Genomic DNA, 22,311 nt, shown 5'->3' with positions numbered 1-22,311 from the left:
ATGAGCCCTGTCCTCGCAGGTGTGCTCCAGCTGCTCGCGCTCGTCGTGGCGCTGGGTCTGGCGTACCGCCCGCTCGGCGACCACATGGCCCGTGTCTACACCTCGCCCCGGCACCTGCGGGCCGAGAAGTGGATATACCGGGCCATCGGCGCCGATCCGAACACGCAGATGCGCTGGCCCGCCTATCTCCGCGGTGTCCTGGCCTTCTCCGCCGTGAGCCTCCTCTTCCTGTATCTGCTGCAGCGGCTCCAGGGCTCGCTGCCCGGCTCCCTCGGCTTCGTCTCGATCGACCCCGACCAGGCGTTCAACACGGCGGCGTCGTTCGTCGCCAACACCAACTGGCAGTCGTACTCCGGCGAACAGGCCATGGGCCATGTCGTGCAGACCGGCGGTCTCGCGGTGCAGAACTTCGTCTCGTCCGCCGTCGGCATCGCCGTCGCGGTGGCGCTGGTACGGGGCCTCGCCGCCACCCGTACCGGTGAACTCGGCAACTTCTGGACCGACCTGGTGCGCGGCACGGTACGGATCCTCCTTCCGATCTCGGTGATCGGCGCGCTCGTGCTGGTCGCCTGCGGGGCGGTCCAGAACTTCTCCGGCATCCACTCCGTCGGCCAGTTCCTGGGCGGTTCGCAGCAGTGGAACGGCGGCGCGGTCGCCTCCCAGGAGGTCATCAAGGAGCTGGGCACCAACGGCGGCGGGTACTTCAACGCCAACGCGGCCCACCCCTTCGAGAATCCCAACGGGCTCTCCAACCTCTTCGAGATCTTCCTGATCCTCGTCATCCCGTTCGCGCTGACCCGCACCTTCGGCCGGATGGTCGGCTCGCTCAGGCAGGGCTACGCGATCCTCGCCGCCATGGGCGTCATCTGGCTCGGCTTCACCGCGCTGATGATGTGGACCGAATTCGCCCACCACGGGCCCGCGTTCGATATCGCGGGCGGGGCCATGGAGGGCAAGGAGAATCGTTTCGGCGTGGGCGGCTCGTCCCTCTTCGCCGTGGCCACCACGCTCACCTCGACCGGCGCGGTGAACTCCTTTCACTCCTCGTTCACCGGCTTCGGCGGCGGCATCACGATGCTCGGCATGCAGCTCGGCGAGATCGCGCCCGGCGGCACCGGCTCCGGTCTCTACGGGATGCTGATCATGGCGGTCATCGCGGTGTTCATCGCCGGACTGATGGTCGGCCGCACGCCCGAGTACCTCGGCAAGAAGATCGGCACCCGCGAGATCAAGCTCGCGGCCTGCTACATCCTGATCACCCCGGCGCTGGTGCTCTGCTTCACCGGCGTCGCGATGGCCCTGCCCACTCCGGGCAACTCGATGACCAACTCCGGGGCGCACGGCTTCTCCGAGATCCTCTACGCCTACACCTCCGGCGCCAACAACAACGGTTCGGCCTTCGCCGGACTGGCCGCGGACACCCAGTGGTTCAACACCACGATCGGGCTGGCGATGCTGCTGGGCCGGTTCCTGCCCATGGTGTTCGTCCTCGCCCTGGCGGGCTCGTTCGCCGGGCAGCGGCCCGTACCGGTGACCGCCGGCACCCTCGGCACGCACAAACCGCTCTTCAGCGGACTGCTGGTCGCCACCGTCATGATCATCGCCGGTCTGACCTACTTCCCGGCTCTGGCTCTGGGGCCGCTGGCCGAGGGGCTGGCGTCATGACCCTCCGTACGAAGCAAGAGGACGCGATGTCCACAGTCACACCTGCCCGCGCACAGCACCGGGACACCCCGTCCGGGCAGGGCCCCGAAGGACGTGTCGGAGCGGGTCTGTTCGACCCCGGGATGCTGATCGCCGCGTTCCCCGACGCGGTACGCAAACTCGATCCCCGGCTGATGGTCAAGTCCCCGGTGATGTTCGTGGTGCTGACCGGCTCGGTGCTCACCACCGTGCTGGCGGCCCTGGACCCGGGGGACTGGTTCGGCTGGGCGATCACGGTCTGGCTCTGGCTGACCACCGTCTTCGCCAACCTGGCGGAGGCGGTCGCCGAGGGCCGCGGCAAGGCCCAGGCCGACACCCTGCGCCGGGCCAAGACGGACACCGTCGCCCGCCGGGTCATCGGCAGGAACGAGGAGCGGGTTCCGGGCACCGAACTGCGCGTCGGCGATCTGGTGGTCTGCGAGGCCGACGACATCATTCCGGGCGACGGGGACGTCGTCGAGGGGGTGGCGAGCGTCGACGAATCCGCGATCACCGGCGAGTCGGCGCCGGTCATCCGGGAGTCCGGCGGCGACCGCAGCGCCGTGACCGGTGGCACGAAGGTGCTCTCCGACCGCATCGTCATCAAGATCACCACCAAGCCCGGCGAGACCTTCATCGACCGGATGATCGCTCTCGTCGAGGGCGCGGCCCGGCAGAAGACGCCCAACGAGATCGCGCTGAACATCCTGCTCGCCTCGCTGACCGTCGTGTTCCTGCTGGCCGTGGTCACCCTCCAGCCGTTCGCCGTATACGCGGGCAGCGAGCAGTCCATGATCGTGCTGGCCGCGCTGCTGGTCTGTCTGATCCCGACCACCATCGGCGCCCTGCTGTCCGCGATCGGCATCGCCGGCATGGACCGGCTGGTGCAGCGCAACGTGCTCGCCATGTCGGGTCGCGCCGTCGAGGCGGCGGGCGATGTGTCGACCCTGCTGCTGGACAAGACCGGCACGATCACCCTCGGCAACCGGCAGGCCGCGGCGCTCCTCCCGGTCGCGGGCGTGACGGAGGCCGAGCTGGCGGACGCCGCCCAGCTCTCCTCGCTCGCCGACGAGACGCCCGAGGGCCGGTCCGTCGTCGTCCTGGCGAAGGAGGCGTACGGGCTCCGCGAGCGGCACCAGGGGGAACTGGCCACCGCGCGGTGGGTGGGCTTCACCGCCCAGACCCGGATGTCCGGGGTGGACGTCGGCGGACGCCGGATCCGCAAGGGAGCCACCGGTTCGGTCGTCGCGTGGGTCCGGGAGCGCGGCGGCACGGTCCACCCCGACGTCGCCACGCTCACCGACCGGATCTCCCGCGAGGGCGGTACGCCGCTGCCGGTCGCGGTCGACGACGGGGACGGCGCCCGGGTCCTGGGTGTCATCCACCTCAAGGACGTCGTCAAGGAGGGCATGCGCGAGCGGTTCGGTGAACTGCGCCGGATGGGCATCCGTACGGTCATGATCACCGGTGACAACCCGCTGACCGCGAAGGCCATCGCCGAGGAGGCGGGGGTCGACGACTTCCTCGCCGAGGCCACGCCCGAGGACAAGATGGCCCTCATCAAGCGGGAGCAGGCCGGCGGCAAGCTCGTCGCGATGACCGGCGACGGGACGAACGACGCCCCGGCGCTGGCCCAGGCTGACGTCGGCGTGGCCATGAACACCGGAACCTCGGCCGCCAAGGAGGCCGGGAACATGGTGGACCTGGACTCCGACCCGACCAAGCTGATCGAGATCGTCGAGATCGGCAAACAGCTGCTGATCACCCGCGGCGCACTGACGACGTTCTCCATCGCCAACGACGTCGCGAAGTACTTCGCGATCATCCCCGCGATGTTCGCCGTGGTCTATCCGGGCCTGGACAAGCTCAACATCATGGACCTGTCCTCCCCCCGGTCCGCGATCCTGTCCGCCGTGATCTTCAACGCGCTGATCATCGTCGCGCTGGTGCCGCTCGCGCTGAAGGGCGTGCGCTACCGGCCCGCGGGCGCCGATTCGATGCTCCGGCGCAACCTCGGGATCTACGGACTGGGCGGCCTGATCGCCCCGTTCATCGGCATCAAGATCATCGACCTGATCATCTCCCTCATCCCCGGAATCGGCTGACCTGCCATGAACAACTCCGTAGGAAACTCCGCCCGGCTCCTGTGGGCCGGACTCCGAGCCCTGCTCGTCCTCACCGTGGTCTGCGGCGTCCTCTACCCGCTCGCCGTCACCGGGATCGCCCAGGGCCTCATGCCCGGCCGGGCCAACGGCTCCGAGATCAGCTCCCAGGGCGAGGTCGTCGGCTCCGAACTCATCGGCCAGCGCTACGACCTGCCGCTGAAGAAGGGCCAGGAGACCCCCGACCCCGATCTCAAGTGGTTCCAGCCGCGCCCGTCCAACGGCCTCGGCACCAACAGCGTCAACACCCAGTACTCGCTCCTCGTCTCCGGCGCGACCAACCGCTCCGGCGACAGCAAGGAGCTGATCGACTGGGTCACGGCCGCCAAGGCCGCGGTGGTGAGGGACAACTCCGTCCCCGGCCACCCCGTGCGCCCCGCGCAGGTGCCGGCCGACGCCGTCACCTCCTCCGGCTCAGGGCTCGACCCGGACATCTCCCCGGCGTACGCACAGCTCCAGGTCCGCCGGGTCGCCGAGCGCAACCAGCTGGACGCGGGGCAGGTGGCGGAGCTGGTGGAGCGGCACACCGACGGCCGGATCCTCGGATTCGCGGGTGAGCCGCGGGTCAACGTCCTCCGGCTGAACGTCGCGCTGCGACAGCTCGTGAGCGATACCGCGGGACGCTGACCGCACGCGATACCCGGGACCGGCCGCCGCGGCCGGCCCCGGGCATTGCCCGTTCCCGGGCCTCATGGACATACTGGCGGCCGACGGGACCGAGGACGTACGGGGAGCGACATGACCGACAGCACCACCGCGGCGGGCACCGGCAAGGAGAGCGGCACCACCGTCGCCGAGAGGCCCATGGTCCGGATCGAGGACCTGCACCGCTCCTACGGCTCCGGCGCCGCGGCCGTGCACGCGCTGCGCGGGGTGTCCTTCGAGGTACCCCGCGGCGAGCTCGTCGCGCTCAAGGGGCGCTCCGGCTCCGGCAAGACCACCCTGCTGAACCTCGTCGGGGGACTCGACAGCCCCGACAGCGGCCGGATCACCGTGGACGGCACCGACCTCTCCACGCTCGGCGAGAACGGACTGCTGGAACTGCGCCGCGACCGGATCGGCTTCATCTTCCAGTCCTTCGGCCTGATCCCGATCCTGACCGCGGCGGAGAACGTCGGCGTACCCATGCGGCTGCGCAAGGCAGACCCCCGCGAGCGCGAGGAGCGGGTGTCCCTGCTGCTCTCCATGGTCGGCCTCGCCGACCACGCGGCCCAGCGCCCCGGCGAGCTCTCCGGCGGCCAGCAGCAGCGGGTGGCGATCGCCCGCGCGCTCGCCAACCGGCCCGCCCTGCTGATCGCCGACGAGCCGACCGGGCAGCTCGACGCGGAGACCGGCCTCGCGGTGATGGAACTGATGCGCGCGGTCGTGCACAGCGAGGGCGTCACCGCGCTCGTCGCCACCCACGACGCCCAGCTGCTCGGCCTCGCCGACCGGGTCCTCGAACTCAGTGACGGGCACATCGTCGAGCACGTGTAGCCGAGCCGGCCGGGCGTATTTCCGGGCCGGGGAGGCCCGGCCCAGGCATCAGAATTACGTCAATACGCTCCGCTCCAGCACCCCCCGCCCGATATGCCGGAAATTCACGGGGTAGCTTCGACAGTGGCTGCCGCATCGGCCGCAGCCGGTTTCGGGAAGACAATGGGGCCATGGCGCGCGGCAAACTTCGGATCTACCTCGGTGCGGCACCCGGCGTCGGCAAGACGTACGCCATGCTCGCCGAGGCGCACCGCCGCGTGGAGCGGGGCACCGACTGCGTCGTCGGCTTCGTCGAGCACCACGACCGCCCGCGCACCGAGGTCATGCTGCACGGCCTCGAACAGACCCGGCGCCGCGAGATCGAGTACCGCTCCGCCGTCTTCACCGAGATGGACGTCGACGCCGTCCTGGAGCGCGCCCCGGCCGTCGCCCTGGTGGACGAACTGGCGCACACCAACGTGCCCGGCTCCCGCAACGCCAAGCGCTGGCAGGACGTCGAGGAGCTCCTCCAGGCCGGCATCGACGTGGTCTCCACCGTCAACATCCAGCACCTGGAGTCCCTCGGCGACGTCGTCGAGTCGATAACCGGCGTACGCCAGCGCGAGACCGTGCCCGACGAGGTGGTCCGCCGCGCCGACCAGCTCGAACTTGTCGACATGTCGCCCCAGGCGCTGCGCCGGCGGATGGCCCACGGCAACATCTACAAACCGGACCGGATCGACGCCTCGCTCTCCAACTACTTCCGCCCCGGCAACCTCACCGCCCTGCGCGAGCTGGCCCTCCTCTGGGTGGCCGACCGGGTCGACGAATACCTCCAGCAGTACCGCGGCGAGCACAACATCCGCACCACCTGGCAGGCCCGCGAACGCATAGTCGTCGGACTCACCGGCGGCCCCGAGGGCCGCACCCTCATCCGCCGCGCCTCCCGGATGGCGGCCAAGGGCTCCGGCAGCGAGATCCTCGCCGTCTACATCGCCCGCAGCGACGGACTGACCTCGGCCTCGCCCAAGGAACTCACCGTCCAGCGCACCCTCGTCGAGGACCTCGGCGGCACCTTCCACCACGTCATCGGTGACGACATACCCTCGGCGCTCCTCGAATTCGCCCGCGGTGTCAACGCCACCCAGATCGTCCTCGGCTCCAGCCGCCGCAAGGCCTGGCAGTACATCTACGGCCCCGGCGTCGGCGCCACCGTCGCCCGTGAGTCCGGCACCGACCTCGACGTCCACATCGTCACCCACGACGAGGTCGCCAAGGGCAGGGGCCTGCCCATCGCCCGCGGCGCCCGGCTCGGCCGGGCCCGCATCATCTGGGGCTGGATCGTCGGCGTGGGCGGCCCGGTCCTGCTCTCGCTGCTCCTCAAGGGCCTGGAGAACGGTCCGGGGCTCGCCAACGACGTCCTGCTGTTCCTCTTCATGACCGTCGCCGCCGCACTGCTCGGCGGGCTGCGGCCCGCCCTCGCCTCGGCCGCGGCGGGCTCGCTGCTGCTGAACTACTGGTTCACCCCGCCCACCCACACCCTGACCGTCCAGGACCCCGAGAACTTCGTCGCCATCGTGATCTTCTTCGCGGTGGCGGTCTCGGTCGCCTCCGTCGTCGACCTGGCGGCCCGCCGCACCCACCAGGCCGCCAGACTGCGCGCCGAGTCCGAGATCCTGTCCTTCCTGGCCGGCAGCGTGCTGCGCGGCGAGACCACCCTGGCCGCGCTGCTCGACCGGGTCCGCGAGACCTTCGGCATGGAGTCCGTCGCGCTGCTGGAGCGGCAGAGCGACGTCGACCCGTGGACGTGCGCCGGGAGCGTCGGCCCCGGACCCGTCGCCCGCCCCGAGGACGCCGATGTGGACATGCCCGTCGGCGACCACATGGCACTCGCGCTCTCCGGCCGGGTGCTGCCCGCCGAGGACCGCCGGGTGCTCGGCGCGTTCGCCGCCCAGGCCGCCGTCGTACTGGACCGCCAGCGCCTCGTCGGCGAGGCGGAGGACGCCCGCCGGCTCGCCGAGGGCAACCGGATCAGGACCGCGCTGCTGGCCGCCGTCAGCCACGACCTGCGGACCCCGCTCGCCGCCATCAAGGCCGCGGTCAGTTCCCTGCGCTCCGACGACGTCGCCTGGTCCGACGACGACGAGGCCGAACTCCTGGAAGGCATCGAGAACGGCGCGGACCGCCTCGACCACCTGGTGGGCAACCTCCTCGACATGTCCCGGCTCCAGACCGGCACCGTCACCCCGCTGATCCGCGAGATAGACCTCGACGAGGTCGTGCCCATGGCCCTGGGCGGCGTGCCCGAGGACAGCGTCGACCTGGACATCCCCGAGACGCTGCCGATGGTCGCCGTCGACCCCGGACTGCTGGAGCGGGCCGTCGCCAACATCGTCGAGAACGCGGTCAAGTACAGCCCCGACGGCGACCGCGTCACGGTGGCCGCCAGCGCGCTCGGCGCCCGCGTCGAGCTACGGGTGGCCGACCGCGGCCGCGGTGTCCCCGACGACGGCAAGGAACGCATCTTCGAACCCTTCCAGCGCTACGGTGACGCCCCGCGCGGCGCCGGGGTCGGCCTGGGCCTCGCGGTGGCCCGCGGCTTCGTGGAATCCATGGGTGGCACGCTGGACGCCGAGGACACCCCGGGCGGCGGCCTCACCATGGTCCTGACCCTCAGGGCGGCATCGGGGCACGTCCCGGTCAGCCCCGACCTGCCCGCGCGGGTCACCTCATGATCCGCGGAGAGCTCCGCGGACCCGATGTACAGCAGAAAGGCAGGACCGCGATGACCCGGGTGCTTGTGGTCGACGACGAGCCGCAGATCGTACGCGCCCTCGTGATCAACCTGAAGGCGCGCAAGTACGAGGTGGACGCCGCGCCCGACGGGGCGACCGCCCTCCAGCTCGCCGCCGCCCGCCACCCCGACGTCGTCGTCCTGGACCTCGGGCTGCCCGACATGGACGGCGTCGAGGTGATCAGGGGGCTGCGCGGCTGGACCAGGGTGCCGATCCTGGTGCTCTCGGCCCGCCACACCTCCGACGAGAAGGTCGAGGCGCTGGACGCGGGCGCCGACGACTACGTCACCAAGCCGTTCGGCATGGACGAGCTGCTGGCCCGGCTGCGCGCCTCGGTGCGCCGCGCCGAACCAGTCGGCCAGGACGGCGGCGACCAGGTCGTGATCGTCGAGACCACGGGCTTCACCGTCGACCTGGCCGCCAAGAAGGTCCAGCGCGAGGGACGGGACGTGAGGCTCACCCCCACCGAGTGGCACCTGCTGGAGGTCCTGGTCCGCAACAGCGGCCGGCTGGTCAGCCAGAAGCAGCTGCTCCAGGAGGTCTGGGGGCCGTCGTACGGCACCGAGACCAACTATCTGCGGGTCTACATGGCCCAGCTGCGGCGCAAGCTGGAGGCCGACCCCTCGCACCCCCGGCACTTCGTCACCGAACCGGGGATGGGCTACCGCTTCGAGCGCGCCTGACGCGCGCCGGCCGGCTCTCCCCGTAACCCGTCCGAGTGAGACGGCGGTCATCCTCCCGGACCCCCGGGGACCGGTACGCTTCGGTTATGAGTGCTGTTCCTCGATTCGAGAAGGCCGGGAAGGCCGAGCGGCCGTCCGGGCGCTTCCGGCGGATGCTCGACCGGCTCTCCAGCTCCCAGGAGGACCTGGAGTGCGAGGAGCTGGCGGAGGACTCGCATGCCTCGGGGTGCACCCGGATCTCGGAGTGCAGCGACCGCCAGATCGTGAAGGTCACTGGTACCTTGCGGACGGTCACCCTGCGACCGCGCGCCGGAGTGCCCGCCCTTGAGGCGGAGCTCTTCGACGGCACCGCTCCGCTGGACGTGGTCTGGCTCGGCCGCCGCTCGATCGTGGGCATCGAACCGGGCCGCAAGCTCATCGCCTCGGGCCGGATCTCCATGAGCCACGGGCGCCGGGTGCTGTTCAACCCCAAATACGAACTCCGACCGCTCGGCAAGGAGTAGCCGGTGACGTCTCTTGACAAGCCGACGTCCGACACGGACCCCACCACCCGCACCGACCAGCAGGAGGCCGACGCGAAGGCCGTCACCGAGGCCGCGCTCTTCGAGGCCTTCGGCGGCATCCGGGGCATGGTGGAGACAGTCCTGCCGGGACTGCTCTTCGTCACGATCTTCACCATCGACAAGAACCTCACGTACTCGGCCATCGCGGCCGTGGCGGTGTCGCTGGTGCTCGTGGCCGTCCGGCTCATCCGCAGGGACACCGTCAAGCACGCCTTCAGCGGTGTCTTCGGTGTGGCCTTCGGTGTCGTCTTCGCGAAGATGACCGGCAACGCCAAGGACTTCTATCTGCCGGGCATGATCTACACGCTCGGACTGGCCCTCGCCTACCTGGTGACCACGGTGGCGGGACTGCCGCTGATCGGCCTGATCCTGGGCCCGGTCTTCAAGGAGAATCTCTCCTGGCGCACCAGGAACCCCGGCCGCAAGAAGGCCTACGCCAAGGCCAGCTACGCCTGGGGACTGATCCTGCTCGCCAAGTGCGCGATCCTCTTCCCGCTGTACTGGTGGGGCGACACCACCCAGTTCGGCTGGGTCCTGGTGGCGCTGAAGATCCCGCCGTTCCTGCTCGCCGTCTACCTCACCTGGGTCTTCCTCGCCAAGGCGCCGCCGCCCATCGACGTCTTCGCCGAGATGGAGGCCGAGGAGCAGGCGGAGAAGGCCCGCAAGGCGGCCACCGCGGAAGCGGCGGCCCGCAGCCAGGAATTCTGAGGTCCCCGCACACGGAACGTGGAAGGGGTCCCGGACCGCCACTGGCGGTCCGGGACCCCTTCCCTGTTCCGTGTCTCCCGCGGCTCAGCTCCCCGGATCGCCCCGGCGCACCGACAACAGGTCCTCCAACTGCTCCTCGCGCGCCTGGGCCGCCACGAACAGCAGCTCGTCTCCGGCCTCCAGGGTCTCCTCCGTGCTCGGCGTCAGAACCCGCTGTCCGCGGATGATCGTCACCAGCGAGGTGTCCTCGGGCCACGCCACCTCGCCGACCTGAGTGCCGGCCAGCGCCGACTCGGGCGGCAGCGTCAGCTCGACCAGGTTGGCGTCGCCGTGGCTGAAGCGCAGCAGCCGGACCAGATCGCCGACGCTCACCGCCTCCTCGACCAGGGCCGACATCAGCCGCGGGGTGGACACCGCCACATCGACGCCCCAGGACTCGTTGAACAGCCACTCGTTCTTCGGGTTGTTCACCCGGGCGACGACCCGCGGCACGCCGTACTCCGTCTTGGCGAGCAGCGAGACGACCAGGTTCACCTTGTCGTCGCCGGTCGCGGCGATCACGACGTTGCAGCGCTGCAACGCCGCCTCGTCCAGCGAGGTGATCTCGCAGGCGTCCGCCAGCAGCCACTCGGCCATCGGCACCCGCTCCACCGAGATGGCGGTCGGCGCCTTGTCGACGAGCAGCACCTCGTGGCCGTTCTCCAGCAGCTCGGCCGCGATGGAACGGCCCACCGCACCGGCCCCGGCAATCGCGACACGCATCAGTGACCGCCCTCCTCAGGGCCCTCGGCGAAGGCCGCCTCGACCTTCGCGATCTCGTCCGTACGCATCATCACGTGGACCAGATCACCCTCCTGCAGCACCGTCTGCGACGACGGCAGTATGGCTTCGCCCAACCGGGTGAGGAAGGCCACGCGGACGCCCGTCTCCTCCTGCAGCGTGCTGATCTTGTGGCCGATCCAGGACGGCGTGGTGTGCACCTCGGCGAGCTGCACACCACCGCTCGGGTCCCGCCACAGCGGCTCGGCGCCCGAGGGCAGCAGCCGGCGCAGCATCTGGTCCGCGGTCCAGCGCACGGTGGCGACCGTGGGGATGCCGAGGCGCTGGTAGACCTCGGCACGACGCGGGTCGTAGATCCTGGCCGCGACGTTCTCGATCCCGAACATCTCGCGCGCCACCCGGGCCGCGATGATGTTCGAGTTGTCGCCGCTGCTCACCGCCGCGAACGCACCGGCCTCCTCGATCCCCGCCTCGCGGAGAGTGTCCTGGTCGAAACCGACGCCGCTGACGCGACGGCCGCCGAATCCGGAGCCGAGGCGCCGGAATGCGGTGGGGTCCTGGTCGATGACGGCGACCGTGTGCCCCTGCTGCTCCAGGGTCTGCGCGAGAGCGGCTCCTACTCGCCCGCAGCCCATGATGACGATGTGCACCTTGCGCCTACCTCGCACTCCTGGTCGTCCGGCTGACCTGCGAAAACACCCTGCTCACACTCTTCCCTCGGCTGGCCGGGCAAACAACGGGGCAACGGTTGGCCCCGTTGCCCAGGATGAGCTTATGCGGCGCCGGGTGCGTTGCCTCATGCGAGTGTCCTTTCGCCGGGGCCACTATGGCAAAGGGGCAGCTCCCCGAAGAGTTCCGGTGCGTTTCAGGGGCCGCGGCGCAAGGATTCCGTTAAGGATTTCGTGGCCTTTCCGTCCGAGTGCAGGAGATTCAACTGATACGGGGGTGGTGCGTGGGCGGGCCCCATACGAAACCCTTACGATCCTCAGCGTGTCCAAACTGACCGACGTGCCCAAACGGATCCTGATCGGACGGGCCCTGCGCAGCGACAAGCTGGGGGAGACACTCCTCCCCAAACGCATCGCCCTGCCCGTCTTCGCGTCCGATCCGCTGTCCTCGGTGGCATACGCACCCGGAGAAGTCCTCCTGGTGCTGTCCGTCGCAGGCGTGTCGGCGTACCACTTCAGCCCGTGGATCGCGGTCGCCGTCGTGGTCCTGATGTTCACCGTCGTCGCCTCCTATCGGCAGAACGTGCACGCGTACCCGAGCGGCGGCGGCGACTACGAGGTCGCGACCACCAACCTCGGCCCGAAGGCCGGCCTGACCGTCGCCAGCGCCCTGCTGGTCGACTACGTCCTCACCGTCGCCGTGTCGATCGCCTCCGGGGTGGAGAACCTCGGCTCCGCGATCCCGTTCGTCGTCGAGCACAAGACGGCCTGCGCCGTCGCGGCCATCGTGCTGCTCACGCTGATGAACCTGCGCGGCGTGAAGGAGTCGGGCAAGCTCTTCGCCATCCCCACGTACCTCTTCGTGGCCGGCGTCTTCATCATGATCATGTGGGGCGCCTTCCGCGGGCTGGTCCTCGGCGACACCATGCACGCCCCGACCTCGAACTACACGATCAAGGCCGAGCACCAGGGCCTGGCCGGCTTCGCCCTGGTCTTCCTGCTGCTGCGGGCGTTCTCCTCCGGCTGCGCGGCCCTCACCGGCGTCGAGGCGATCAGCAACGGCGTCCCCGCCTTCCGCAAGCCGAAGAGCAAGAACGCCGCCACCACCCTCGCGGCGATGGGCCTGCTGGCCGTCACGATGTTCTGCGGCATCATCGGGCTGGCCATGGCCACAGACGTGAAGATGGCCGAGAACCCGGCGACGGACCTGATCAACAACGGCACCCCGGTCGGTTCGAGCTTCGTCCAGGACCCGGTGATCTCCCAGGTCGCGGCCGCCGTCTTCGGTGACGGAACGTTCTTCTTCGTGATCCTCGCCGGGGCCACCGCACTCGTGCTCTTCCTCGCCGCGAACACCGCGTACAACGGCTTCCCGCTGCTCGGCTCGATCCTGGCCCAGGACAGCTACCTGCCGCGCCAGCTGCACACCCGCGGTGACCGGCTCGCCTTCTCCAACGGCATCGTGCTGCTGGCCGGCGCCGCGATCCTGCTGATCGTCATCTACGGGGCGGACTCGACCCGGCTGATCCAGCTCTACATCGTCGGCGTATTCGTCTCGTTCACCCTCAGCCAGACCGGCATGGTCCGGCACTGGAACCGGCACCTGCGGGCCGAGAAGGACCCGCTCAAGCGCCGCCACATGGTCCGCTCCCGTGCGATCAACACCTTCGGCGCCTTCTTCACCGGCCTGGTGCTCGTCGTCGTCCTCGCCACCAAGTTCACCCACGGCGCCTGGGTCGCGCTGCTCGGCATGGTGATCTTCTACGGCACGATGACCGCGATCCGTAAGCACTACGACCGGGTCGCCGCGGAGATCGCCGCCGACGAGACCCCGTCCGACGAGAGCATCCGGCCCTCCAGGGTCCACTCGATCGTCCTGGTCTCCAAGCTCCACCGCCCCACCCTGCGCGCCCTCGCCTACGCGAAGCTGATCCGTTCGGACCACCTGGAGGCGCTCTCCATCAGCGTCGACCCGGCCGAGACGAAGGCCCTCCGGGAGGACTGGGAGCGGCGCGGCATCAACGTACCGCTGAAGATCCTCGACTCGCCGTACCGCGAAGTGACCCGCCCCGTGATCGAGTACGTCAGGGGCCTGCGCCGGGAGAGCCCGCGCGACGTCGTGAGCGTCTACATCCCGGAGTACGTCGTCGGCCACTGGTACGAGCACCTGCTGCACAACCAGAGCGCACTCAGGCTCAAGGGCCGGCTGCTGTTCACCCCGGGAGTGATGGTCACGTCCGTCCCGTACCAGCTGGAATCCTCCGAGGCGGCCAAGAAGCGCGCCCGCAAGCGCGCCGACTGGAGCGCCCCGGGGTCGGTGCGCCGGGGCCCGGTGGAGCGCAGGCCCAAGGATCCCACGCACAAGAGCTGACGAGGGTCGGGTGTGCGGGCGCCGGGTGTGCGGGCGTCGGCTCATCCTGGTAAGCGGCCGGACGACACCCACGTAGACTCATAGGTTGTTGTCCGGCCGCTCTCTTGTCGCGTTCGTTCCCCCTGTTTCCCCTTGATCTCTGGAGCCACCCCCTCATGCAGAACGAATCCACTTCGCCGCAGACCGGGGAAACGCAGGCCGGAGACCCGCAGGCGGAAGAATCGCAGGCCGTGGAATCAGTGGAATCGCTGGTGGGGCAGGAGTACGAGGTCGAGGTCGGCCCGGTCGCACACGGCGGCCACTGCATCGCCCGGACCTCCGAGGGCCAGGTCCTGTTCGTGCGCCACACGCTTCCCGGCGAGACGGTCGTCGCCCGGGTCACCGACGGCGCGGTCGGCTCCCGCTTCCTGCGCGCCGACGCGGTGCGGATCATCGAGGCGTCCAAGGACCGCGTGAAGGCGCCCTGCCCGTTCGCGGGCCCCGGCAAGTGCGGCGGCTGCGACTGGCAGCACGCCAAGCCCGGCGCGCAGCGACGGCTCAAGGGCGAAGTGATCGCCGAACAGCTCCAGCACCTCGCGGGCCTCACCCCCGAGGAGGCCGGCTGGGACGGCACCGTCATGCCGGCCGAGGGCGACAAGCTCCCGCCGGGCGAGGTGCCCGCCTGGCGCACCCGCGTCCAGTACGCCATCGACGAGGACGGCCGGGTCGGCCTGCGCAAGCACCGCTCGCACGACATCGAGATCATCGACCAGTGCCTGATCGCCGCCCCCGGCGTCTCCGAACTCGGCATCGAGAAGCAGGACTGGCCCCAGATGGCCACGGTGGAGGCCATCGCGGCCACCGGTTCCAACGACCGCCAGGTCATCCTCACCCCCCGCTCCGGCGGCCGCCTCCCGCTGGTCGAGCTCGACAAGCCCGTCTCGGTCCTGCGCGTGGACGAGCACGACGGCGGAGTGCACCGCGTCCACGGCCGCGGCTTCGTCCGCGAACGCGCCGACGACCGCACCTACCGCGTGGGCGCCGGCGGCTTCTGGCAGGTCCACCCGCAGGCCGCCTACACCCTGGTCAAGGCCGTCATGCAGGGCCTGATGCCGCGCAAGGGCGAAATGGCCCTCGACCTCTACTGCGGCGTCGGCCTGTTCGCCGGCTCCCTCGCCGAACGCCTCGGCGACAAGGGCGCGGTCCTCGGCATCGAGTCCGGCAAGCGCGCGGTGGAGGACGCCCGCCACAACCTCAAGGACCTGGAGCGGGTCCGCATCGAGCACGGCAAGGTCGACCAGATCCTGCCCCGCACCGGCATCACCGAGGCCGACCTGATTGTCCTGGACCCGCCCCGCGCCGGAGCCGGCAAGCAGACGGTCAAGCGCCTCGCCGCCCTCGGCGCCCGCCGCATCGCGTACGTGGCCTGCGACCCGGCGGCACTGGCGCGGGACCTGGCGTACTTCGCGGAGGGCGGGTACAAGGTTCGGACGCTGCGGGCGTTCGATCTGTTCCCGATGACGCACCATGTGGAGTGCGTCGCGATCCTTGAACCCATCGCAAAGGCTGCCTGACCTGCGGGTTCGGGTGGTGTGCGTTATGTGCGGTGTGGGCGTTACGGGCGATATCTTGACGCTGAAATGACGCTCTACGAGGCATCTTGACGCTCATTTGACGCTCGTTCTGATGGGCCATCAGGAGCATTGCACCGCTGGTCAGGCGGCCTCCTGACTGTACGGGTGCGGCAAGGTGCTGGGAACGGACGGTGAACGGTACGAGACCCAGCCGGGCGCCGCTCTCCCCCGTCGGTTCCACACCGTCGACGAGCGCGAGCACGACAGCGCCGCGGAGGGCGACGAGCCCCTCGTGGAGACGAACGTGGAACTCGACGTTTCCGGTCTGCACTACACGCTGTCCGGTAAACGTGGCCAGGCCCAGCTGCTCGCCGGGATGGTACGTGCCAATCGCCCCTGGCGCCTGGTGCCATCCTTGTCGCCCGCCCTGGTGGGCGCTCTGGCAGGCGCCGCCTTCGGCGTTTTCTACTCCAGCATCTGGCAGTTGGCCGACGCTTCCAGCACCGTCCGTCTGGCGCTCGGCTCCGTGCTCTCCACCGCTTCCATGATCGCCTGGCTGGTGCTCAGCAACGGCTTGTGGGAGCGCCCGGCCACCTCGCGGGCGCGCCGTTTCTCCGCGCTGTACAACGCGGAGACCTTGCTGACTGTCTCCATAGGCGTGGCGATCATGTTCCTACTGCTGTTCACCGCCACGTTCCTGGGCGCCTGCGTCGTCATCCCGGCCGGCTATCTTTCCCGCACGCTGCAACACGAGGCCGGGCTGTCCGACTACGCCACGCTGGCATGGCTGGCCGCCTGCCTGGGGACTCTCGCCGGCGCTCTCGGCTCCGGTCTGGCCGATGAGCGGACCGTCCGGCAGGCCGCCTGCAGCCGCCGCGAACGCGAGAGGCAGGTCCGGCGCGCAGCCGCCGAGGCCCGGGACGAGAAGGACTCGTAGAGTTCCCGCGGGGCAGCTCGGCGCATCGGGCTGCGGCGACTTGCTCGCGACCGTACCGCTCCTACCGAGCCGCTCCACCAGTTCGTATCGCGATGACGATGCGGCGGCCCACCCGCTCTTCTCTCTCCGATGCCGTCGACCGGCTCCTTCACCGTGGGGATCAGCTCTCCGCGGCCGTTACGGAATCGGAGTGCCGCCCGTCGCGTTCATGACTTCGCCGGTGATGTATGTGGCGTTGTCCGAAGCCAGGAACACGTAGGCGGGGGCCATTTCGGCGGGCTGCGCAGGACGTCCGAGGGGGCTCTGCTTCCCGAACTCCTTCGTGTCCGGCAGGGTTGCCGGACGATGGCACCCTTTGTCATGGCGTAGTCGAGCAGATGGGACTCGGCTTGTATGCCTGCACCGACGTGGTGTTGATGATCGATCCGCCTGCCGGAATGTGCGGGAGAGCGGCCTTGCAGAGCCAGAACATCCCGTAGAGATTGGTGCGCATCACTCGGTCGAACTGGTCCGTCGAGATGGCGGAGATCCCATCGGGCTGTGACATCTGGTACGCGGCATTGTTGACGAGAACATCGATGCGGCCGAATTCACTTACGGCTCGGCTGATCAGGGCGCGGCACTGCTTCTCGTTGCGGATGTCGCACGTCTCCGTCAGGGCTCGCCGGCCGGTTTCCTCGACAAGCTGGGCTGTCTCCCGCGCCTCGTCCTTCTCGGAGTCGAGGTGGGTGATGAGCACATCGGCGCCCTCGCGGGCGAAGGCGAGCGCGACGGCCCGGCCGATCCCCGAGTCGCCCCCGGTCACGATGGCCTTGCGTTCGAGGAGGAGTCCGTGGCCGCGATAAGTGTCCTCGCCGTGGTCGGGCGGGGGGTCCATGGCCCCCGTCCAGCCGGGATGCTGCTGTTCCTGCTGCGGGAACTCGGGTCGTGGGTGACGCGTGGTGGGGTCCTGCTGTCGCTCGGACTCGGTCATGAGGTGGCTCCTTCAGTTGCGGGGCCGGGTGACCCGGCCGGTACTTCCCTGGGTGAGTGGTCCCGTTCCGGCGCGCCCTCAGCGGACGTCTTCGATGACGAAGCCGCTCCGGGGGCCGGTCGGGACGCGGCTCAGGGGGATGGTGAGGTCCTGCTCCGCCACCCGGTATACGAGCCCGGAGAGGAGCGTGGAGAGCGCGGCCAGCAGTGAGAGGGTGATGTCCTCGCCAGGACACCGGTGCCCGTTGGCCGGGTCGCCGCCTCCCTGGGGGACGAGGTCCTCGGTCCGGGCCGACGCGTCGGCGAAGCGCGACGGAGTGAAGTCGTACGGCCGGGGTCAGAGGTCCGGATCATGGTTCTGGCCGTAGAGGTCCAGCAGTACGAGTGTTCCGGGCCGGATGGGCCGGCCGAGCCACTCAAGCTTTTCGGCGGCCAGGCCGCCGATGAAGGGCGCGAAGGGGTAGAACCGTCGTACTTCTTGAGCGAACGCGTACGCGTAGTCTGGATCGTCGCCGGACAGCGCGCTGCGATGCTCCAGCCAGCGGTGCAGGGCGTGTGCCGCGAACGTCGCGAACCAGGTGACGGCGACGGTTGGCCGCAAGATGTTGAGTACCTCGACGGCTGCCGTGCGCGGGTCGAGGAGTTCACTGGAACCGAACTGCCGCGGGGTGGACGGACAGGGACCGGGTCGTGCTGTTCGACGAGATGGCCTGCGTCCTCACGCGTGCCGTCCACGCTCCCGGGCCGCGAGTTCCAGCAGGGCGTCGCCGAGCGCCTCGATCTCCTCTGCACAGGCGTCGAGGAAGGCGGCCCGCCGCTCGGGCGGCAGGGCGCGGAAGGCGCGGGAGCCCGCCGCGGCGAGCCGGGCGGCCTCGGCGACCTGTTCCGTCGAGGCGTCCCGGTGCGGGGGGCCGAACGGTTCGCCGGTCGCGGCGGCGACCGCGTACCAGGCGTCCCCGGTGCCGGGGACCTCGCGACCGGCCAGGCGCGAGTGCCCGGTCAGGGGGGCGGGTCCGTTCGGGAACGAGTCCCCGGGCAGAGATGGGTTTCCGGTCGGGTTCACAGCGATGCGTCTCCCTGTGCGCGCCGGTGGGCGCGCCGTCGTCGGGTGCCCGGGTGAAAGTCACCGGGGCGGTGGCGTTGTCCTCGGGTCGTCCGGATGTATAGCCTAAGCAGTGGCATGTGACATTGCACTAAGGGGCGGTCATGAAAGTCGTCGTCGTCGGAGCGGGCATCGTGGGCGCCGCGTGCGCGTTCCACGCCGCCTCGGCGGGGCTCGACGTCACGGTCCTCGACCGTGGTCCCGTCGGCGCGGGCACGACCAGCCGGGGGGAGGGCAACATCCTTCTCTCCGACAAGGAGCCCGGCCCCGAACTGGAGCTGGCCCGGCTCAGCCGTGACCTCTGGGACGAGGCCGGCGAGGAACTCGGCCCGGAAACGGTCGAACTGGAGGCCAAGGGCGGCCTGGTCGTCGCGAGCACACCCGAAGCCCTCGGGGCCCTGCACGCGTTCGCCGCACGCCAGGCGGGCGCAGGCGTCCGCATCGAAGCCGTCGAGCGCGTCGGCGAACTCGAACCCCATATCGCGCCCGGCCTCCCCGGCGGCGTCCACTACCCGCAGGACGCCCAGGTGCAGCCCGTTCTCGCGGCGGCCGCACTGCTGCGTGCCGCGGTCCGGCACGGCGCCCGGACGCACACCGGCGAGGCCGCGGCCGCGGTCACCGGGGCCGGCGGCAGGATCACCGGAGTGCGCACCGCAGATGGCACGGTGCTGCCCGCCGACGCCGTGGTCAACGCCGCCGGCACCTGGGGCGGCGAGGTCGGCCGTCGGCTCGGCGCACCCGTCGAGATCCTGCCCCGCCGGGGCTTCGTCCTCGTCACCGAGCCGCTGCCGCCGATGATCCGGCACAAGGTCTACTCCGCCGACTACGTGGCCAACGTGGCCTCCAGCGACGAGGGGCTGGAGACGTCGTGCGTCGTCGAGGGCACCCGCGCGGGCACGATCCTGATCGGCGCCAGCCGCGAACGCGTCGGCTTCGACACCGCGATGAACCCGGCCGTGGTGGCCACGCTCGCCGCCCAGGCGTGCCGTCTCTTCCCGTTCCTGCGCGGCGTCCACCTGATCCGCGCCTACCGGGGCTTCCGACCGTACTGCCCGGACCACCTGCCGGTCATCGGCCCCGACCCCCGCGTCCCCGGCATCGTCCACGCGTGCGGCCACGAGGGCGCCGGCATCGGCCTCGCACCCGGGACCGGCGCCCTGGTCACCGCCCAACTCCTTGGCCGCCCGTGGCGCGGCGCCGATCCGGCCGCCCACACCGGCCTCCTGCCCGACCGATTCCTCACCACCGGAGGTGTGCCGAAGTGACCGCAGTGACCGCGTTCACCGTGGACGGCGAACCGTTGCCGTTCGTACCGGGACAGACCCTGGGCGCCGCGCTTGTCGCCTCGGGCCGGGTCGCCTGGCGGACCACCCGGGGCGGGCGACGGCCCCGGGGGATCTTCTGCGGGATCGGCGTCTGCTACGACTGCCTGGTGACCGTCGACGGAACGGGCGGGCAGCGCGCCTGCCTGGTGCAGGCCCGCGTGGGCATGGCCGTCACGACCGGGGAGGGCGACGATGAGTGAGTCCCGTGACCTCGTGGTGGTGGGCGCGGGCCCGGCCGGCATGGCCGCCGCCGCCGTCGCTCTGGACGGCGGGCTGCGGGTCGCTCTCGTCGACTCGGGCGCCGCCCCGGGCGGCCAGTTCTGGCGCCACCCCCCGCTCTTCGCGCGAGAGGCCGTTTCGACCGCGGATCTGCACCACGGACTGAGCACCTACCGGGCGCTGTACGCCACCCTCTCCGCCCACGAGCGCACCGGGAGACTCGCGCTGCTGCTGAACCACCATGTGTGGACCACGGCCCGCGACGAGGACGGCTTCGCCGTCCACGCCATGGACCGCGGCCGGGCGCCCGAGGAGAAGGCCGTCGTGCTGCGCGCACCGGCCCTGCTGGTGGCGACCGGCGCCTACGACCGCCAACTCCCCTTCCCCGGCTGGGACCTGCCCGGTGTGCTCACCGCCGGGGGGCTCCAGTCGCTGCTCAAGGGTGGGGGAGTCGTCCCCGGCCGCCGGGTGGTCCTCGGCGGCACGGGCCCCTTCCTGCTGCCGGTCGCCGCCGCGCTCGCCGCACGCGGGGCGAAGGTCGTTGCCGTGTGCGAGGCGGCGGCGCCCTCGGCCTGGCTGCGCCACCCCGCAGCCCTGCTGCGCAACCCCGCCAAGTGGGCCGAGGGCGCCCGGTACGCGGGTACCCTCGCCCGGCACCGCGTCCCGGTCCGGACCCGCACCGCGATCGTCGGCGCCGAAGGGGAGGGGCGGGTCGCCGTGGTGCACACCGCCGCCCTGGACACCGACGGGCGCCCGCTCCCGGGCACGGAGCGCCGGATCGAAGCCGACACCGTGGGCGTCGGCTGGGGCTTCGCCCCCCAGCTCGACCTGCTGCTCCCGCTCGGCTGCGGCCTCGGCGACGCGGGCGACGGCACCATGGCCGCCGCCGTCGACGACGGACAGCGCACCACGGTGCCCGGGCTGTACGCGGCGGGCGAGACCTGCGGCGTGGGCGGGGCCGCGCTCGCGGTGAGCGAGGGCCGCGTCGCCGCCGTCTCGGTGCTCACCGACCTCTCCGCCCCTGGCCGGCCCGGCACCCGCCGCCCGGTCGCGGAGCGCCGGGCGGTGGCCCGGCACCGCGCCTTCGCCCGAGCGATGGCGAAGGCACACCCCCTGCCCCCGGCCTGGCCCGCGTGGCTGACCGACGACACACCGGTCTGCCGGTGCGAAGAGGTCACCGCGGGGGCGGTCCGGTCCGCCCGCGCCGACGATTCGGCAGCCGACCACCGGCAGGTCAAACAGCTGACCAGAGCCGGTATGGGCTGGTGCCAGGGCCGGATGTGCGGGCCCGCCGTGCACTGCCTCGTCGCCCGCGGCGAGCCGTACGCCCCCGCCGAGCGGCTGATCGCGACCCCCGTCACCCTCGGTGCGCTCGCCGATTCCGGCGAGTCCACTTCCGACCACACCTGAGGAGTTCCCATGGCCCTGGACCGCACCTCCATCCGCACCCGCATGCCCTGGCACGGAGTCATCGTCGCGACGAGCCTCCCGTTCGGTCTAGACCTCGCCGTCGACCTCGGCGCCTACGGGGACAACGTCGCCTGGCTCGCCGAACAGGGCCTGCACGGCGTCGCCCCGAACGGCTCGCTGGGCGAATACCAGACCCTGACGTACGAGGAACGCGACCGCGTCGTGGAGACCGCCGTCGCGAACGCCCCCGAGGGTTTCACCGTGATGCCGGGCGTCGGAGCGTACGGCGCGATCGAGGCGAGGCGGCACGCGCGGTTCGCCAAGGACGCAGGCTGCCAGGCCGTCATGTGCCTGCCGCCCAACGCCTACCGGGCCGACGACCGCGCCGTCCTGGAGCACTACGCGATGGTGGCCTCCGCCGGACTCCCCGTCACCGCCTACAACAACCCCATCGACGCCAAGGTCGACCTTCGCCCGGAACTGCTGGCCAAGCTGCACGCCGAAGGATTCATCGTGGGCGTGAAGGAGTTCTCCGGCGACGTCCGCAGGTGCTACGCCATCAACGAACTCGCCCCCGGGCTCGACCTGATCGTCGGCACCGACGACACCCTCCTGGAAGTCGGGGTCGCCGGCGCCAAGGGCTGGGTCGCCGGCTACCCCCAGGTCTTCCCGCGTGCCTGCCTCGACCTCTACAACGCCTCGCTGGCCGGCGATCTCGGCACCGCGCTCCCGCTCTACCGACAGCTCCACTCTGTACTGCGGTGGGACAGCAGGACCGAGTTCGTCCAGGCGATCAAGCTCGGCCAGGACTTGATCGGCCGGACCGGCGGCGGCTGCCGTCCGCCCCGGCAGACTCTGGACCCGGAGACCGAGGCCGTCGTCCGCTCCGCCACCCAGGCCCTCATCGACGCGGGGGTGAACTGAC

General features: G+C 70.7%; 18 protein-coding genes and 2 pseudogenes. 15 read left to right on the top strand and 5 right to left on the bottom strand.

Annotation, left to right across the window (positions count from 1 at the left end; translation table 11 throughout):
• From kdpA to ACZ6S6_RS24835, 8 genes are all read left to right on the top strand, one after another.
• Nucleotides 1-1,665, top strand: coding sequence for a potassium-transporting ATPase subunit KdpA (gene kdpA, locus ACZ6S6_RS24870; protein WP_362966722.1), 1,665 nt, complete (start codon nt 1-3; stop codon nt 1,663-1,665).
• Nucleotides 1,662-3,788 carry a potassium-transporting ATPase subunit KdpB gene (gene kdpB, locus ACZ6S6_RS24865; protein ID WP_469706969.1) on the top strand — a complete coding sequence of 709 codons (2,127 nt, stop codon included), beginning with the start codon at nt 1,662-1,664 and terminating at the stop codon, nt 3,786-3,788. The genes kdpA and kdpB overlap by 4 nt, the downstream gene beginning before the upstream one ends.
• A gap of 6 nt (nt 3,789-3,794) precedes the next feature.
• Nucleotides 3,795-4,472: a potassium-transporting ATPase subunit C gene (locus tag ACZ6S6_RS24860; RefSeq protein WP_362966719.1), complete on the top strand. Its 678-nt coding sequence runs from the start codon at nt 3,795-3,797 to the stop codon at nt 4,470-4,472.
• Between the two features lie 111 nt (nt 4,473-4,583).
• Nucleotides 4,584-5,321, top strand: a complete 738-nt coding sequence (locus ACZ6S6_RS24855) for an ABC transporter ATP-binding protein (RefSeq protein WP_362966717.1) — start codon at nt 4,584-4,586, stop codon at nt 5,319-5,321.
• Between the two features lie 170 nt (nt 5,322-5,491).
• Nucleotides 5,492-8,035, top strand: a complete 2,544-nt coding sequence (locus ACZ6S6_RS24850; RefSeq protein WP_469706968.1) for a DUF4118 domain-containing protein — start codon at nt 5,492-5,494, stop codon at nt 8,033-8,035.
• Nucleotides 8,036-8,085: 50 nt separating this feature from the next.
• Nucleotides 8,086-8,778 (top strand): response regulator, encoded by a 693-nt coding sequence (locus ACZ6S6_RS24845; RefSeq protein ID WP_123462937.1) that lies wholly within the window; start codon nt 8,086-8,088, stop codon nt 8,776-8,778.
• An 86-nt stretch (nt 8,779-8,864) separates the two neighbouring features.
• On the top strand, nt 8,865-9,281 hold the full coding sequence (locus ACZ6S6_RS24840) for an OB-fold nucleic acid binding domain-containing protein (protein WP_073737652.1): 417 nt from the start codon (nt 8,865-8,867) through the stop codon (nt 9,279-9,281).
• Nucleotides 9,282-9,284: 3 nt separating this feature from the next.
• Complete coding sequence (locus tag ACZ6S6_RS24835; RefSeq protein ID WP_469706967.1) at nt 9,285-10,049, top strand: DUF3159 domain-containing protein; 765 nt, start codon at nt 9,285-9,287, stop codon at nt 10,047-10,049.
• 84 nt (nt 10,050-10,133) lie between these two features.
• Here the strand turns inward: ACZ6S6_RS24835 and ACZ6S6_RS24830 are convergent, their stop codons facing one another.
• Entirely contained in the window at nt 10,134-10,811 is a 678-nt protein-coding gene (locus tag ACZ6S6_RS24830; protein ID WP_362966675.1) for a potassium channel family protein, read from the bottom strand.
• Complete coding sequence (locus ACZ6S6_RS24825; protein ID WP_024490560.1) at nt 10,811-11,479, bottom strand: potassium channel family protein; 669 nt, start codon at nt 11,477-11,479, stop codon at nt 10,811-10,813. The genes ACZ6S6_RS24830 and ACZ6S6_RS24825 overlap by 1 nt, the downstream gene beginning before the upstream one ends.
• A 340-nt stretch (nt 11,480-11,819) precedes the next feature.
• On the opposite strand from ACZ6S6_RS24825, the gene ACZ6S6_RS24820 reads away from it, so the two are divergent.
• The 3 genes from ACZ6S6_RS24820 (at nt 11,820) to ACZ6S6_RS24810 (ending at nt 16,358) form a co-directional block, all read left to right on the top strand.
• Nucleotides 11,820-13,868, top strand: a complete 2,049-nt coding sequence (locus ACZ6S6_RS24820) for an APC family permease (RefSeq protein WP_362966677.1) — start codon at nt 11,820-11,822, stop codon at nt 13,866-13,868.
• A gap of 155 nt (nt 13,869-14,023) precedes the next feature.
• Nucleotides 14,024-15,421, top strand: coding sequence for a class I SAM-dependent RNA methyltransferase (locus ACZ6S6_RS24815; RefSeq protein WP_362966679.1), 1,398 nt, complete (start codon nt 14,024-14,026; stop codon nt 15,419-15,421).
• 175 nt (nt 15,422-15,596) lie between these two features.
• On the top strand, nt 15,597-16,358 hold the full coding sequence (locus ACZ6S6_RS24810) for a hypothetical protein (protein WP_362966681.1): 762 nt from the start codon (nt 15,597-15,599) through the stop codon (nt 16,356-16,358).
• A 177-nt stretch (nt 16,359-16,535) separates the two neighbouring features.
• Here the strand turns inward: ACZ6S6_RS24810 and ACZ6S6_RS24805 are convergent.
• The 3 genes and pseudogenes from ACZ6S6_RS24805 to ACZ6S6_RS24795 form a co-directional block, all read right to left on the bottom strand.
• Nucleotides 16,536-17,331 (bottom strand): annotated as a pseudogene (locus ACZ6S6_RS24805) (SDR family oxidoreductase).
• A 78-nt stretch (nt 17,332-17,409) separates the two neighbouring features.
• Nucleotides 17,410-17,973, bottom strand: a pseudogene (locus ACZ6S6_RS24800) (cytochrome P450); the annotation flags it as partial.
• 75 nt (nt 17,974-18,048) lie between these two features.
• Nucleotides 18,049-18,393, bottom strand: coding sequence for an aldehyde dehydrogenase family protein (locus tag ACZ6S6_RS24795; protein WP_362966683.1), 345 nt, complete (start codon nt 18,391-18,393; stop codon nt 18,049-18,051).
• Nucleotides 18,394-18,536: 143 nt separating this feature from the next.
• Here ACZ6S6_RS24795 and ACZ6S6_RS24790 point away from each other — a divergent pair, with 143 nt between their 5' ends.
• The 4 genes from ACZ6S6_RS24790 to ACZ6S6_RS24775 are packed head-to-tail and all read left to right on the top strand — an operon-like array spanning nt 18,537 to nt 22,310.
• Complete coding sequence (locus ACZ6S6_RS24790) at nt 18,537-19,697, top strand: NAD(P)/FAD-dependent oxidoreductase (RefSeq protein WP_362966685.1); 1,161 nt, start codon at nt 18,537-18,539, stop codon at nt 19,695-19,697.
• Nucleotides 19,694-19,957 carry a 2Fe-2S iron-sulfur cluster-binding protein gene (locus ACZ6S6_RS24785; protein ID WP_362966687.1) on the top strand — a complete coding sequence of 88 codons (264 nt, stop codon included), beginning with the start codon at nt 19,694-19,696 and terminating at the stop codon, nt 19,955-19,957. The genes ACZ6S6_RS24790 and ACZ6S6_RS24785 overlap by 4 nt, the downstream gene beginning before the upstream one ends.
• Complete coding sequence (locus tag ACZ6S6_RS24780; RefSeq protein WP_469706966.1) at nt 19,950-21,386, top strand: FAD/NAD(P)-dependent oxidoreductase; 1,437 nt, start codon at nt 19,950-19,952, stop codon at nt 21,384-21,386. The genes ACZ6S6_RS24785 and ACZ6S6_RS24780 overlap by 8 nt, the downstream gene beginning before the upstream one ends.
• A 9-nt stretch (nt 21,387-21,395) precedes the next feature.
• Nucleotides 21,396-22,310: a dihydrodipicolinate synthase family protein gene (locus ACZ6S6_RS24775; RefSeq protein ID WP_362966691.1), complete on the top strand. Its 915-nt coding sequence runs from the start codon at nt 21,396-21,398 to the stop codon at nt 22,308-22,310.
• The last annotated feature ends 1 nt before the right edge of the window (nt 22,311 follow it).

Source organism: Streptomyces sp. NPDC048671 (genome assembly GCF_055587045.1).
This window is presented reverse-complemented; position numbering and strand designations above follow the sequence as displayed.

Coding starts and splice junctions, on each gene's coding strand:
- kdpA (WP_362966722.1), top strand. CDS start 1: ATGAGCCCTGTCCTCGCAGGTGTGCTCCAGCTGCTCGCGCTCGTCGTG.
- kdpB (WP_469706969.1), top strand. CDS start 1,662: ATGACCCTCCGTACGAAGCAAGAGGACGCGATGTCCACAGTCACACCT.
- ACZ6S6_RS24860 (WP_362966719.1), top strand. CDS start 3,795: ATGAACAACTCCGTAGGAAACTCCGCCCGGCTCCTGTGGGCCGGACTC.
- ACZ6S6_RS24855 (WP_362966717.1), top strand. CDS start 4,584: ATGACCGACAGCACCACCGCGGCGGGCACCGGCAAGGAGAGCGGCACC.
- ACZ6S6_RS24850 (WP_469706968.1), top strand. CDS start 5,492: ATGGCGCGCGGCAAACTTCGGATCTACCTCGGTGCGGCACCCGGCGTC.
- ACZ6S6_RS24845 (WP_123462937.1), top strand. CDS start 8,086: ATGACCCGGGTGCTTGTGGTCGACGACGAGCCGCAGATCGTACGCGCC.
- ACZ6S6_RS24840 (WP_073737652.1), top strand. CDS start 8,865: ATGAGTGCTGTTCCTCGATTCGAGAAGGCCGGGAAGGCCGAGCGGCCG.
- ACZ6S6_RS24830 (WP_362966675.1), bottom strand. CDS start 10,811: ATGCGTGTCGCGATTGCCGGGGCCGGTGCGGTGGGCCGTTCCATCGCG.
- ACZ6S6_RS24815 (WP_362966679.1), top strand. CDS start 14,024: ATGCAGAACGAATCCACTTCGCCGCAGACCGGGGAAACGCAGGCCGGA.
- ACZ6S6_RS24790 (WP_362966685.1), top strand. CDS start 18,537: ATGAAAGTCGTCGTCGTCGGAGCGGGCATCGTGGGCGCCGCGTGCGCG.
- ACZ6S6_RS24780 (WP_469706966.1), top strand. CDS start 19,950: ATGAGTGAGTCCCGTGACCTCGTGGTGGTGGGCGCGGGCCCGGCCGGC.
- ACZ6S6_RS24775 (WP_362966691.1), top strand. CDS start 21,396: ATGGCCCTGGACCGCACCTCCATCCGCACCCGCATGCCCTGGCACGGA.